The organism is Shewanella sp. ECSMB14101 (genome assembly GCF_000773485.1).
Classification (GTDB): domain Bacteria; phylum Pseudomonadota; class Gammaproteobacteria; order Enterobacterales; family Shewanellaceae; genus Shewanella; species Shewanella marisflavi.
Genome location: NZ_JSFF01000019.1, coordinates 49552 through 62515, shown reverse-complemented (window position 1 = coordinate 62515; position 12964 = coordinate 49552). Strand labels below are relative to the sequence as shown.

Annotated in this window: 13 protein-coding genes and 1 tRNA gene; 10 read left to right on the top strand and 4 right to left on the bottom strand. The window is 47.7% G+C overall.

Annotation, left to right across the window (positions count from 1 at the left end; genetic code table 11):
* Nucleotides 1-157 precede the first annotated feature (157 nt).
* From NY07_RS14240 to NY07_RS14225, 4 genes are all read left to right on the top strand, one after another.
* Nucleotides 158-922, top strand: a complete 765-nt coding sequence (locus NY07_RS14240) for an SDR family NAD(P)-dependent oxidoreductase (protein ID WP_052125728.1) — start codon at nt 158-160, stop codon at nt 920-922.
* The gene (locus NY07_RS14235; RefSeq protein ID WP_161783166.1) at nt 919-1920 is read left to right on the top strand and encodes an AraC family transcriptional regulator; all 1002 of its coding nucleotides are present in this window, start codon (nt 919-921) and stop codon (nt 1918-1920) included. The genes NY07_RS14240 and NY07_RS14235 overlap by 4 nt, the downstream gene beginning before the upstream one ends.
* A 27-nt stretch (nt 1921-1947) precedes the next feature.
* Nucleotides 1948-2616 carry an epimerase gene (locus NY07_RS14230; protein WP_033540031.1) on the top strand — a complete coding sequence of 223 codons (669 nt, stop codon included), beginning with the start codon at nt 1948-1950 and terminating at the stop codon, nt 2614-2616.
* Between the two features lie 253 nt (nt 2617-2869).
* Entirely contained in the window at nt 2870-4285 is a 1416-nt protein-coding gene (locus NY07_RS14225; RefSeq protein ID WP_033540030.1) for an aldehyde dehydrogenase family protein, read from the top strand.
* Between the two features lie 313 nt (nt 4286-4598).
* Here NY07_RS14225 and NY07_RS19545 read toward each other — a convergent pair whose 3' ends face one another.
* The 4 genes from NY07_RS19545 to NY07_RS14210 form a co-directional block, all read right to left on the bottom strand.
* A complete protein-coding gene (locus NY07_RS19545) occupies nt 4599-4757 on the bottom strand; it encodes a hypothetical protein (protein ID WP_161783165.1) in 159 nt (52 codons plus the stop codon).
* A gap of 514 nt (nt 4758-5271) precedes the next feature.
* Nucleotides 5272-5348: transfer RNA gene (locus NY07_RS14220), tRNA-Pro, on the bottom strand.
* 132 nt (nt 5349-5480) lie between these two features.
* Complete coding sequence (locus NY07_RS14215) at nt 5481-7268, bottom strand: DUF3413 domain-containing protein (RefSeq protein ID WP_033540029.1); 1788 nt, start codon at nt 7266-7268, stop codon at nt 5481-5483.
* Nucleotides 7269-7380: 112 nt separating this feature from the next.
* Nucleotides 7381-7596: a YejL family protein gene (locus NY07_RS14210; RefSeq protein WP_033540028.1), complete on the bottom strand. Its 216-nt coding sequence runs from the start codon at nt 7594-7596 to the stop codon at nt 7381-7383.
* Nucleotides 7597-7672: 76 nt separating this feature from the next.
* Here NY07_RS14210 and yejK point away from each other — a divergent pair, with 76 nt between their 5' ends.
* From yejK to NY07_RS14180, 6 genes are all read left to right on the top strand, one after another.
* The gene (gene yejK / locus NY07_RS14205; protein ID WP_033540027.1) at nt 7673-8704 is read left to right on the top strand and encodes a nucleoid-associated protein YejK; all 1032 of its coding nucleotides are present in this window, start codon (nt 7673-7675) and stop codon (nt 8702-8704) included.
* A gap of 181 nt (nt 8705-8885) precedes the next feature.
* A complete protein-coding gene (locus NY07_RS14200; protein ID WP_033540026.1) occupies nt 8886-9767 on the top strand; it encodes a 6-carboxytetrahydropterin synthase in 882 nt (293 codons plus the stop codon).
* A 17-nt stretch (nt 9768-9784) separates the two neighbouring features.
* Nucleotides 9785-10618: a M23 family metallopeptidase gene (locus NY07_RS14195; protein WP_052125724.1), complete on the top strand. Its 834-nt coding sequence runs from the start codon at nt 9785-9787 to the stop codon at nt 10616-10618.
* A gap of 244 nt (nt 10619-10862) precedes the next feature.
* Nucleotides 10863-11504, top strand: coding sequence for an LON peptidase substrate-binding domain-containing protein (locus NY07_RS14190; protein ID WP_081953842.1), 642 nt, complete (start codon nt 10863-10865; stop codon nt 11502-11504).
* 57 nt (nt 11505-11561) lie between these two features.
* Nucleotides 11562-12200 carry a sigma-70 family RNA polymerase sigma factor gene (locus NY07_RS14185; protein WP_033540024.1) on the top strand — a complete coding sequence of 213 codons (639 nt, stop codon included), beginning with the start codon at nt 11562-11564 and terminating at the stop codon, nt 12198-12200.
* On the top strand, nt 12193-12954 hold the full coding sequence (locus NY07_RS14180) for a ChrR family anti-sigma-E factor (RefSeq protein ID WP_033540023.1): 762 nt from the start codon (nt 12193-12195) through the stop codon (nt 12952-12954). Before NY07_RS14185 ends, NY07_RS14180 begins: the two co-directional genes overlap by 8 nt.
* Nucleotides 12955-12964 lie beyond the last annotated feature (10 nt).

Genomic DNA, 12964 nt, shown 5'->3' with positions numbered 1-12964 from the left:
CTTATCGCATAAATAATACTAATCCCATATACACCATCAACGCTTAGCTTTCTTCAATCTGTCACCTTTTGCAATTAAATTGGCGCCTTCTGCAAATCAATCGTATCTTTTCCGCACTATGATGATTTGGTCAACACAAATCACTGAGGAAAAAATTATGATGAATAAAACAGCATTAATTACTGGTGGAGCAACAGGTATTGGCAAGGCAACAGCAAAGAAGTTGATTAGCCAGGGCATTAACGTAATCATTTCTGGCCGTAATATCGACAAAGGTGCCGAGGCGGTTAAGGAAATTCAAAAGGTAGCAACACAGGGAGCTATCGTCGAGTTCATTCAAAATGATGTCACAGATGAACAAGCAGTTCAGGCGATGATTAACCAAATCGTTGAGAAATTTGGTCAATTAGATATGGCAATCAATAACTCGGGCATTTCCAATGAAACCGCTTCGTTGAATTTTTCCGATAGCGCTAACTTTCAGGCTATGCTCGACACCAATGTTTCAGGTTTGTACTACTGCATGAAACACGAGATTGTCCAAATGTTAAAACAAGGAAATGGCTCAATTGTCAACCTTGCCTCTATTGCAGGTTTAAACGGTATGCCATGGGCTGGCACTTACGCAGCTACAAAACATGCTGTGGTGGGACTCACTAAATCTGCGGCGCTTGATCATGCAGCTCAAGGGATCCGTATTAATGGCGTGGCACCAGGCGCAACCAAAACCGACATTATTGCCAAACAACTTGACGGCAGCGATGAAAACTACAATGAAGAAGTCATCAGCGCCATGCATCCGATGAACCGTTTAGGTAAACCGGAAGAGATTGCCAACGGTATCGCATGGCTGCTGTCCGACGAAGCCAGTTTTGTGACTGGTCACATTCTCAATATAGACGGTGGATTTCAGGCAAAATGATGACTCCTGATCGAATCAAATTACCCTGCGCTTTTTGGCTGGGTGTTGACCGGCTTAACATTAGCCGGTCTCTCTTAATCAAACAGGCAGAGTTGCCACTCTCAGTCGGACTGGAGCAAGCGAAAGTCACCACGGCACAATTTTTTGCGCTGTGGACTGCCTTAGAGCAGTTGAAAGGCCCGGATGTGGGTATGGAGCTTGCCAGTACTCTGGATAGTAAGGTTTTGCCTCCTTCTTTTCTTGTAGCCTATCACGCTAAAAATTTTCTTGATGCTGTACAACGGGTCGTTAGATATAAATCTTTATGCGCTCCCGAGCAGCTCATAGTTGAAGCTGGTGATAAATATACGAGAATTATCCCTCACTGGCCGTTTGCTGGTAGCCATACCCCATCGGCCCTGACGGACGCGACGTTTGTTTCTATTATCGCTCTTGGACGCAACGGAACCGACAATCCCATCCAGAACATCAAACTTGAACTGCGCAGAGCAAAATCCAAGGCTGTTGCCGATTATTTCCAGTGCCCTATCAAGTGGAATGCCGAGCAGGATAGCTTGTATATCAGTAATCGCATGCTGAATTTGCCCTTTACCCAATTCAATACCGAACTGACCGCCATGCTAGATAGAGCTTTGGATGATGAATTGGCTCAACAGCAAGCCAGTACATCGATGTCAGATAAAGTACGCTGGTTGTTGAGAAAAAGCCTCACTGCCGGACGTCCTGAGCTAAAAAGCATCGCGAGAGAACTGGCGATCAGCGAACGTACATTGCAACGACAACTCAGTAATGAAGGAGGCAACTTCCAGGGGATATTGTCCGATACCCGTCATGAGCTGGCGCTTGAATATCTGAGAGAAACCGAATATGACCTAAGCGAAATTGCCTATATGCTCGGCTATGAAGATCAAGCCTCTTTCTTTCGCGCATTTCAGGCATGGGAAAATATCACCCCCTCGAAATGGCGGGAGGAACATCGATTGGAAAACAAAATTTAGAAATCATCATTGTTAGTGAGAGGTAGCATGAACATACTGATTTTTGGTGCCAGCGGCATGGTAGGTCAAGGGGTTTTACGCGAAGCTTTATCCGCGGCTGATGTAGAGCAGATTTTTGTTATCGGAAGAAGACCACTCACGAGTACTGACAAGCGACTGACTCAAATAATATGTGAAGACTTCACCCTATTACCGCAATCGATTGAACAATTGCCGAGAATAGATGCCTGCTTTTACTGTCTTGGTCAGTCTTCATCAGGAATGAATGAACAACAATATCATGCAGTTACTTACGATTTTACGTTGTCCGCCGCTCATACTCTGGTGCAGAACAATACCAACATGACTTTTATTTATGTTTCTGGTGCCGGTACCGATAGTAGTGAACAAGGAAAAACCATGTGGGCACGAGTGAAAGGCTCAACAGAAAATGCGCTGCTCAGTTGTGGATTTTCTGCCGTATACCTATTCCGGCCGGCAGTAATACAACCTTTAGACAATATTCGTTCGAAAACGGCTAGCTATCGTATTTTTTACCAAATGATGAAGCCGCTATTCCCATTATTAAAGCGACTGCTCCCAACGTATATTCTAACGACACGAGATATAGGTCAGGCCATGCTAAACGCCTCGAGATATGGGTACTACACGCCCATCCTGGAAGTCAAAGACATCGCAATGCTGGCAAAACAATAACGCCTAATTCCGGCTCTTTGCGAAAAAGGGCCTTCTTCTTACCACCGTCCTCCATCCCCCAAGTTTGACCATTTTACCAAGAAACAATTGACGCCATCCGCAATAACTTTGGCATCATCTGCAAGTCAAAATCAAATTGGCCGAGATACAATCAGTATCAGTTAAGTAAGGGAACGCGCCTTCTCAAAGATGTATAGAGGGCAAACTTAATACTGGCAACCGACGTTAAAACTCACCAATTCAGGAGTGCTTTATGCAAATCATTACTAAACATTATATCAATGGCGACTTCGTGGGATCCCACGGTAATGATGTTGCCGATCTTATCAACCCATCGACTCAGGAAATCATTGGTCAAGTTGTACTCGGTAATGAAGAAGATACACAACGAGCGATCACTGCGGCAAAACAGGCTTTCAAAAGCTATGCAAAATCAACACCGGAACAACGAGCAGAGTACTTACAAAGACTTCATGATGCTATCGTTGACCGTTTAGATGATCACGTTGAGGCATTAGTGAAAGAGTACGGCGGCCCAATACAGATGGCGCAATATCTTGTTCAAGGTGCGGCGAGCGTAATCTTAAGTGCCAAAGAAGCCGTACAGAATATGACCTTTAAGGAAATGGTAGGTAACACAGAAGTGTCACTTCACCCTGTCGGTGTTGCCGGCCACATTACGCCATGGAATGCGAACATAATGTATTTTTGCAACAAAACAGCTTCTGCGTTAGCGGCGGGATGTCCTGTTGTGACAAAACCAAGCGAAATGAGTGCACTACAAACACAAGTGATTATGGAGTGTGTTCACGCAGCAAATTTACCCGCTGGTTTGATTAATATTGTCAACGGTCGTGGTGATGTGGTCGGTGCCGAGATAACCCGCAACCCTGATGTGGCCAAAATCTCTTTTACAGGCTCTACAGTGGTAGGAAAAACCATTGCTCGCGATGGTGCTGCAACACTTAAACGCGTCACTTTAGAACTGGGTGGTAAATCCCCACACATCATCCTGGAAGATGCCAACCTAGAACAGGCAATTCCGTTTATTCTGATGACCAGCTTCATGAATAGCGGTCAGGCTTGTATTGCAGGAACTCGCTTGTTAATCCCAGAAAGCCGCGCTGAAGAAATTAAAGCAGCATTGAAACAGGCTGTAGCCCAGCACCTAAAAGTCGGACGACCGGAAGAGAACGACACCGCTATTGGACCAATGGTATCAAAAGCTCAATACCAACGAGTGCAAAGCTATATCACCAAAGGTATTGAAGAAGGAGCTGAGGTTTTGATTGGAGGAGAAGGTCATCCTGAAGGACTGGAAAATGGTAACTTCGTGAAACCTACCATTTTCTTCAATGTCACCAACGACATGACCATTGCACGTGAAGAAATTTTTGGCCCAGTTTTGTGTGTACTGACCTATAAAACTGAGGAAGAAGCTATTGAAATTGCGAATGACACCCAATATGGTCTGGCTGGTTACGTAAGTGGTACCAATGTCGACCATGCTAAAGTGATAGCAAATCGAATTGATGCAGGTGTGGTTTCTGTAAATACCTTTAATCATAATCCAGCAGCACCATTTGGTGGATTTAAACAATCTGGTATCGGCAGAGAAAATGGGGCGTTCGGTATTCGCTCATACCTGGAGCTTAAATCTGTGAGCTAATCAGTTTACTTACTTTTGTAGAATTCCAGTTACACTCTCAGAGTTGAGCACCAAGAAAACGGTGCTCAACTTTCAGTGAGAGAAGAAGAACTTTTGGCTAAGCAGAGCAAAAAGAGTAGATATAATCTGCCTAACCTACCATAGTAAACTGAGTACATATTTAACCATTAGATGAAATAGGTCAACTATTGGCAACAGTATCTCGACAGGTTGTTGGGTTAAGCAGTTTTGGGGTAGAAGAGAGCCAGAGCAACCTTTCGGATCTGTTGCATCGTGATTTGAATTTGGCGAGTTGGGTCCAGACTAGTATAATTCAACCTGATTCAACCGAGTAGAGCAGAAATTCCTGTTCAGCAATTAGTCCGAGCTGAATATCGCTAACGTTTTCAAGCTCTATGTTTATCACTTTATAAAGTTGTTTAATGATGCCTCTTAGCCTGATGAGCTGAAGAGCGATAGCATTGTCTTTCATAGGTACTCCCAATTATGTTTATAGCGACCCAAGTGGCCGCATGATTATCTAGGTGCGACCGGTGCGAATTTTCGGGTTTCATGTGGGATGTGAGGCAGTGCGACAAAGAATGGTTTTTAACGGATGGTAACTATGAAGAGAGTCGATCAGGCTTGGTTAATTTTTGCATTAGTTATAACGACGGGGCGGAGTCGTTGGCAACTAGCTTTGAGAGTGATTCAGTTGAAGAAACGACATTGGTGAGGCGATTTATCAAGCAAATTACCGCCTAATGAAGAGTGGCATTTGCAGATACTGTGGGAGTTGTATTACAAAAGGAGTGAATAAGCATCTACAACGCCCACATCATTACAAAAAGTAATCGAAAGGACACCAGATTTATTACGGATTTTCGTCGTAGGTTTGACCAGAGTTTGACCGGAGTTTGACCATGTTTGAATTGCTAACAATAAATCATTAGACACAAAAAAGCCTGTAACTCGTTAAGAATTACAGGCTTTTTTGATTAAGAATTTGGTCGGTATGAGAGGATTCGAACCTCCGACCCCTGACACCCCATGACAGTGCGCTACCGGGCTGCGCTACATACCGATTTTATCCAAAGCAGCAAAGACTTGGGGTCTGCTCTGAACACGCAGAACTTTACCAAGTCGTTTGCGCCAGTGCAAGCCTTTCAACTGCGGAGCAGGATCGACTGGCTAGTTTATAGTCGCCACCGATTCTCTAGTGATTATAGAAACGACGTCCTTCGCGCATCACCTGAATAAGTTCAGGTGCACTGATCTTCTTGTTGCGCAGGCGCTTCCTATAGTCACGATCATAGATACGATATTTACCGTGCCTGTCGATCACTGTGATCTCATCTTCTTGATAGATACCAAATACCAAGTTATCGCCAATATAGGTCCAGTTTTCACTCTGAGGCTGCAAAATACTGCGCCCGGCGCTGTAGTCGGTGGCCTTATTGGTGCAATCGAGCAGCTGGGTCATTAGGGTCGGTACGACACCATAGTGGCTGCTAGGGTAGCTGACTGTCTTGTCATACTGCATATCGGGCCAGTGGATGATCATTGGCACATGCACATTCGCCGGAGACAGATTGCCTCGTTGGTTATCGTTGTCGCTAGTAAAGGCTTTACCAGATACGCCTGTGATCATGACAAAGGTACTGCTTGGCAGACGTTCGAGCAGGCGTTGTAGCTGCTTGTCGATAAAATTCAGTGATTGGCGATATTGATTAAACAGTACCTTTTGCGCCGGTTTCAGCGGCGTCGCGGGTTTCACCGTCTCGATGCCTAAGAAGCCTACGGGCGTGTCGTAACTGTCTGGGCTTTGCAGATTGATCAGGGCAAACCAGGGCTTGTCCTGCTGAATCTGCCACTGATTAAAGCTATCGATAGACTGAATATCGGCATCAGCGACACCACTGCTAAGGGCTTGCAGGTGCGGCGTAAAGTCTTGATAGATGGCCTGAGGCACCTGATTCTCCATCTCCGGGGCGAACCTAGCTAGGCTGTAGCCAAGCTTAACCAGCTCCTGAGTAAAGACGGGTGGGCGGTAGTTAAGATCTTCGGCGGTAATATAACTGCCTTGCAGGCCATAGAGCAGCGAGAACATGCCACTGGCGTGCATATTGCCACCGCTGAGATGCTGCTTAAATTCATGGTTAGCCTGGCCATATGTATACAGGAACGGCATGGTCTCTTTGTCTACCAGATCGGCTCTGAAGCCGTCGATGGCGATGACTAACATATTGATGTCAGTATCGGCGCTGCATTGCATTGGCTTAATAGGGTAATTCAGTGTGGGTTGTAGCTTGCTTGCATCTTGTCCTATGCTGCTTTTTTCGATGCCATGGCTCTCCATAAAGGAGCGCGCCGTGGCCGGATAAGAGAGCGGGTAAGCGTCATCCAGACGAGTGATCTCTGTAATGTCTGCAGCATCTGCCCAGATATGGATAAGGTGACTACTGACAAAACAGAGGCCAATCACCAGCACCACTTTGGGACCATAGTTGGACTTGCGGATCTTCTCTATCCGTTTCCACAAAAAGTTGGCTGCGGTCAGTTCGAGAATGATGATCCCTAGGGGTGTAACGATATAGGATGTGCCCTGCAACAGGGCGTTAATATCGGCCCAGGCAATGTCGAACACAAAAGGACTAAGGTGCAGGCCGTAGTCGTCATAAATCAGGGTGTCATACAGCAAGATACAGAGCCCTAGGGTGGCCGCAAAGGCTCCTAGCCCACGCAATATCTTGGAGTATGGGAGTAACAGGGTGATGGGAAACAGCACCACCAGATAGACGATAAAGGCAAGAAAACTGAAGTGCCCCAGGGTGCTGATGGCCAGATAGCTCCAGCCTATCCAGGACTCGGGAGCCCCAACGGTTTCAATATAACGGACGCCGACAATCATCGCCAAGAAGCCATTGAAGAAGGCGAACCAGTGCCCCCAGCTGACTAAGCGTGACACGCGATCACGGCCCATCTCTTTTTTTCGCTCGATCATAGGGATCCGTTATTAGTTGAAATACTTGTCTATCTTAATTTTTTTTAAGGCGTATTGGCCAGTTTTTTGCGAATAAAAACAGGATTTTTACTGCGCAAGAGTGACATCAACCTTAGCTTTTCACCGATTGAGTCAAGGCTTTGGCAAATTGCTCGGCCACTTGTAGGCGAGCCTCTTCGGGCACCTTGCGGTGAAGCAGGTCGGTGACACAGTTACCCAGTACCATGAGGCTTAAGTCGGTAGGCGCTTGATGCTTGTCGAGTACCGCCAGAATCTCGGCGATAACGGCTTCTACCTGGGTGTTTGAATATTTTGATTGGATAGCCATATTTAAAATTTTTTCACTTTAATTTGAAATAGCAGCATATAATAACGGATTTCTACCAACATCACTATCGAGGCTTATGAGTATTAACGTCGAACAAGCAATTATTCACGCAATATCCCAAGATGGCGAAGGCCAACTTAGCTGTCGATTGCGCCCACAACCGCTATTAAATAGCCAGGCGGTTGAAACCATGCTCGAAGAGCTACATCAAACCTACACCAGCAAATCGGGCAAAGGGTTTGGCCATTTTGGTACCCATGGCGAAGATGGTGAAGCCAATCCTAAGTTTAAAGAGGCCTTAAGTAGTTACTTGGGTGGCGAACTGGGCTTCGTTGAGTTTTCCGGTTTGGCGGGGAAACTGTTGCAGGAAGAGTTGGCCAAATATGACTTTAGCCAAGGCGGCTTTTTGCTGATGGCCTGCTACACCTATATGACCAGTGATTATCTGTTTGTGTCACTGCTGAATGCCAAGTCGTCGATGACTGTGCTCGACGATATGGAGCTGTCACAAAATACCCATTTGGATCTGAACAATGTGCAGTTGGCGGCCCGTATCGACCTGACCGAGTGGCAGGCTGATCCTGATTCACTTAAATATATCTCCTTCGTGCGTGGCCGTGCCGGTCGTAAAGTCGCCGATTTTTTCCTCGACTTTATGGGATGTGTCGAAGGGGTTAACACTAAGGCACAAAACAAGTCGCTGATGAATGCGGTTGAAGATTTTGTCGCCAGCAGCGAGTTGACCAAAGATGAGCGTCAACAGTGCCGTGAGAAAGTGTTCGAATATTGCACTGAGCGGGTGGATACCGGCGCCGATATTCAGCTCAAAGATCTGGCGGATGAACTGGCCGATGCGGGGATGGATTCTTTCTATGACTTCGCCCAAGGCGGAGACTATGAGCTAGAAGATGAGTTTCCCGGCGATAAGCCGACCCTGCGTCAGCTGAAGAAGTTTTCGGGCACAGGCGGTGGCGTCACTATTAGTTTCGATGGTCAGCATCTGGGTGAGCGGGTGATCTATGACCCTATCTCTGACTCGATTCTGATCAAAGGCGTGCCGGCTAACTTGAAAGATCAGTTAGATCGTCGCCTTAAGGGTGGTCAGTAAGTCCATTAACCTTATGGTGCTTAAAGTGGGTCGGCTGGCTTAAGTGTTAAATGCTTGAGCCTGCGCGACTTGCTAAAATATCGCAGATGAGTTGAAATTATCTGAAGAAACTACTGGGTCCTCCGGCCGTTTGCCGATGGGACCAACTAAGGTGGACTGTTTTTCTGCCTACGGAGCGTAAATGCAACTTTTTGTTAGAGATTTAACCGTAATCGATTTTTCATACCTTTGCCCAATCCGTGGCATGGTAGGGGAGAGTTGGATTGTCGATGTGCTGCTCGATGGCGGCCTAGATGAGCAAAATATGGTGCTGGACTTTGCCAAGGTCAAACACACGATAAAAAATACCATCGACGATGTTGCCGACCACAGATTGCTGATCCCCACGGCCTGCGCCGAAGTCAGATGGCAACAGCAAGGCGACCGTGTGTGGATGGATTTCAATAGCCTCCAGGGCGATATCCATCTTGCCTGTCCGGCTCAGGCCTTTGCCCTGATCCCAACCGAGATCATCGATTTCGAGAGCGTTAACGCCTTCTTGCAAAAAGCCTTAAAAGAGGTGTTGCCAGAGAATGTGCAGGGTATCGCCCTGACGCTGCGCAACGAGCTGCATGAAACCCCTTACTATCATTATTCTCACGGCCTGAAGAAACACGACGGCAATTGCCAGCGTATCGCTCACGGTCATCGCAGCCCTATCAATGTGTTTGAAAATGGCATCGCAGCGCCTAAATGGGATGAGTATTGGGCCCGCCGCTGGAAAGATATCTATCTGGGATCTGAAGAGGACTTAGTCGAGGTCGATGAGCTGGAGTTGTCACCACAAACCACGGTAAGCGATGAAACTCATTATGGTTTTCACTATGTGGCACCCCAAGGCGATTTTCAGCTGGCCATGCCTAAGAAGCGCTGCGAGATCATTCCCCACGATACCACGGTAGAGCTGCTCGCAGACTTTATTGCCACAACCCTGGCAACTGAAAACCCTGAGAGTGACTTTAAGGTCATTGCCTACGAAGGGGTTGGTAAAGGCGCCATTGTGTCGAAAGGTATGAAGCGTTAAGAGCAAAGGAGATTGATTTGAACTGGTTGCGAGCAGTCGTTGGATTAGTGTTACTTGGTACCGCCACTGGCGCCTTAGCCGAGGTGAGTCTGAGTGGCAAGATGGAGCAGGGGGCGCTTATTCGCGGCCAAGCCCACTCTGGGACTCAGGTATGGTTAAATGGTGAGCCGGTTAAGGTGAGTCCCGAGGGATTGTTTGCCTTCGGTTTCGAGCGACAAGCCCCGCTTGAGCAGCAACTCAAACTGGTTTATCCCGATGGCCTGACGCAGATCATGCCGCTCAAGATAAGCGAGAAGGCCTATAAGATCGACAAGGTTAATGGTATCGCTAAGAAGATCATGAAGCCTGATCCAAAGGCGCTGGAACGCGCGGCGAAAGATAGCAAGCAGGTTAAGGCGGCCCGTGAAACCTTCTCGAGCCAGACCGCCTTTTCACAGCCGTTTATCTGGCCTCTGACCGGGCGGATCTCAGGGGTGTATGGCAGTCAGCGGGTATATAACGGCAAGCCGGGCAATCCTCACTATGGTGTCGACGTGGCGGCGAAGACAGGCACAGTCGTCGTGGCGCCGGCCGATGGGATTGTCACGCTTTCTGTCCCCGATATGTTTTATTCTGGTGGGACGCTGATTATTGATCATGGCTATGGTGTGAGCTCAAGCTTCCTGCATCTGAGTAAGCTTTATGTCGAGCCGGGCACCCAGATTAAACAGGGTCAGCCAATCGCCGAGGTGGGCGCTACCGGTAGGGCGACGGGGCCGCATCTCGATTGGCGTCTTAACTGGTTTCAGATGCGCCTCGATCCCCTCACAGTCGTGCCGCCCATGGCCAGCGTGGTAAAACAAGCCAAGTGATCAGTGTCGTAACCGCGTGATATCACTATAAAGCGACCTGAGGGTCGCTTTTTTTATGGCATTTATTATCTCTATTTGTCGTTTCGTCACTTGGGTGATCGATACCCAAGGGGATTACGTATCTTTTGCATCAGGTTTAAAGACTTGAGTGCGCTAGGTCATTAACCGTTTAACCGTTAATTCCTGATTTATAAGCCTCGACTCTTTAAGCACTAATTTATCAAGAGATAATCCGAGAGTAATTGTGATTAAAGACCATGATAGCCAATCGCCTCGAGAGGGGCGCCAGAGCCAAACACCAGCACCCGCGGCCGAGCAAACCTTGGCAGTGTTCCCTTTGCCGCTGTTTATCCTGCCAGGCGGCGTGCAGCGACTGAAAATCTTCGAGCAGCGTTATATCAACATGGTTGCCCAGGCCAGTCGTCAAGGGGGCTTTGTGATTGCTCGCTACGATAAGCAGTTTGCATTTAATGTCCCTAATTGGGGCACTAAGGTGGAAATAGTGGATTTTCACACCAGCGAAGACGGTCTCTTGGTGATCGATGTTAAGGCTATGCATTTGGTGAGCCTTGATGGCTTTTATCAGCAAGAGGATGGATTGTTGATGGCCAAAAGCCGCTACCGTGCTCACTGGCCGGACGATAGTCCGCTGACGAGAAGCGGTGAGCTGGGCCAGGCGCTGCAAGAACTGTTTGCTCAGCATCCTCAGCTCGCTGAGCTGTACCCGCAACCACAATTTAAGCAACTAGATTGGGTCTGCGCTCGCTTTTTAGAGATATTGCCTTTATCTTTGAATGAGAAAGAGAAATTTATTTTGCCCGGCAGTTTTCGTCAGGCGAAGTCCTTTCTCGATACATTAATTTTGGGACAAGACAAAATTAATTGATCCTTGTCGCTTGCGCCAACGTATTGGCTGTTAAGTTTGGGTCATACGTGAGTAGAGATGCAGCAAATAACTAGCGCAAGCGCTCCAGATAAAGGGAGTGTAAAAATTAACAGTCACCTTGAGACGCAGGTGCCGGCTGAGCTGTCGAGCTGGCTCACCTTAGTCGCTCAGACACGGGATAAGCAGGCGTTTACCGAGCTGTTTCACTTTTTTGCACCCAAAATAAAACGCTTTGGGATTAAGCAGCTGGGCAACGAAGCCCAGGCAAGCGAACTGGTGCAAGAGACAATGAGCAATGTATGGCGCAAGGCTCACCTTTATGATGGCGACAAAGGCGCAGCGACCACTTGGGTTTATACCGTGATGCGCAACGCCGCATTCGATATGCTCAGGCGGGTAAAGGCGAAAGCCGAGGTTAACCTGGGTGACGACATCTGGCCCCTAGAGCAGGCTCAAAGCCAGGTTCAAGAGGAGGTAGCAGAATTTTCCGATCACCTGATGGAAAAACAGATGCTTGCCTATGTTGACAGCCTTCCTGAAGCTCAACGCGCCGTGGTTAAAGGCGTGTACTATCAAGAGCTTTCCCAAGAGCAATTAGCACAACAGTTTGGTGTCCCCATTGGAACGATAAAGTCCAGACTCAGACTTGCCCTAGCGAAACTTAAACAGCAGATGGGAGACCAGCAGCATGATTAATTACCATCCCAACTCTGACGTCTTGGCGCAATTTGTCGCCGGTACCTTACCAGCTTCCGTATCCGTCGTGGTGGCCAGCCATGTAGAGCTTTGCGACCAGTGTAAACTGGCCGTGCAGGCTCTCACCGAGCAGGCCGCCATCGACGTCTTCGGCGAGATGACTGACGGGGTGACTGATGCGACTGAGCAGACCCAAGCCATAGAGGCGCTGTTTGATGACCTGGACAATTCATTGGGTTTTGAGGATTCATTGGGTGTAAGTAATTTAAATAGTTCCACTACAGTAGATGAGTTTGATGATTGCATCGCGGCCATCACGGCTCAGGAGAGTGACGACACTCGTCAGTTGCCACAAACCGTCACCGAAATTGCTGTCGCTGGTCAACGTATCCCGCTGCCAGGGGCGCTGAAATCTATCGCCTTGAAGGAGTGGCAAGGACTTGGCAAGTTATCTCGCTCACGTCTGGCGCTGGATGATGGCGAACTCAGGATGAGCCTACTGCATATAGACAAAGGTGGCAGCGTACCTTGTCATACCCACAAAGGGTTTGAGATCACTCTGCTGCTACAGGGTAGCTTTAGTGATGAGATGGGTGAATATCATAGAGGTGACTTCATCTGGCTTGATGGCGAACATACTCATCAACCCGTTACTCAAGAGGGGTGTGTCTGTCTAACTGTGTCCAGCGACGCCATTCATTTCACCCAGGGGATGAGTCAACTCTTAAACCCCATAGGACGATTTATCTACTAATCTCTGATAA

What these genes read in the sequence shown, in the direction of transcription:
- yejK (WP_033540027.1), top strand. Translation starts at nt 7,673, where the DNA reads ATGAGTATTAACGTCGAACAAGCAATTATTCACGCAATATCCCAAGAT.
- NY07_RS14180 (WP_033540023.1), top strand. Translation starts at nt 12,193, where the DNA reads ATGATTAATTACCATCCCAACTCTGACGTCTTGGCGCAATTTGTCGCC.
- NY07_RS14215 (WP_033540029.1), bottom strand. Translation starts at nt 7,268, where the DNA reads ATGATCGAGCGAAAAAAAGAGATGGGCCGTGATCGCGTGTCACGCTTA.
- NY07_RS14230 (WP_033540031.1), top strand. Translation starts at nt 1,948, where the DNA reads ATGAACATACTGATTTTTGGTGCCAGCGGCATGGTAGGTCAAGGGGTT.
- NY07_RS14200 (WP_033540026.1), top strand. Translation starts at nt 8,886, where the DNA reads ATGCAACTTTTTGTTAGAGATTTAACCGTAATCGATTTTTCATACCTT.
- NY07_RS19545 (WP_161783165.1), bottom strand. Translation starts at nt 4,757, where the DNA reads ATGAAAGACAATGCTATCGCTCTTCAGCTCATCAGGCTAAGAGGCATC.
- NY07_RS14235 (WP_161783166.1), top strand. Translation starts at nt 919, where the DNA reads ATGATGACTCCTGATCGAATCAAATTACCCTGCGCTTTTTGGCTGGGT.
- NY07_RS14185 (WP_033540024.1), top strand. Translation starts at nt 11,562, where the DNA reads ATGCAGCAAATAACTAGCGCAAGCGCTCCAGATAAAGGGAGTGTAAAA.
- NY07_RS14240 (WP_052125728.1), top strand. Translation starts at nt 158, where the DNA reads ATGATGAATAAAACAGCATTAATTACTGGTGGAGCAACAGGTATTGGC.
- NY07_RS14210 (WP_033540028.1), bottom strand. Translation starts at nt 7,596, where the DNA reads ATGGCTATCCAATCAAAATATTCAAACACCCAGGTAGAAGCCGTTATC.
- NY07_RS14225 (WP_033540030.1), top strand. Translation starts at nt 2,870, where the DNA reads ATGCAAATCATTACTAAACATTATATCAATGGCGACTTCGTGGGATCC.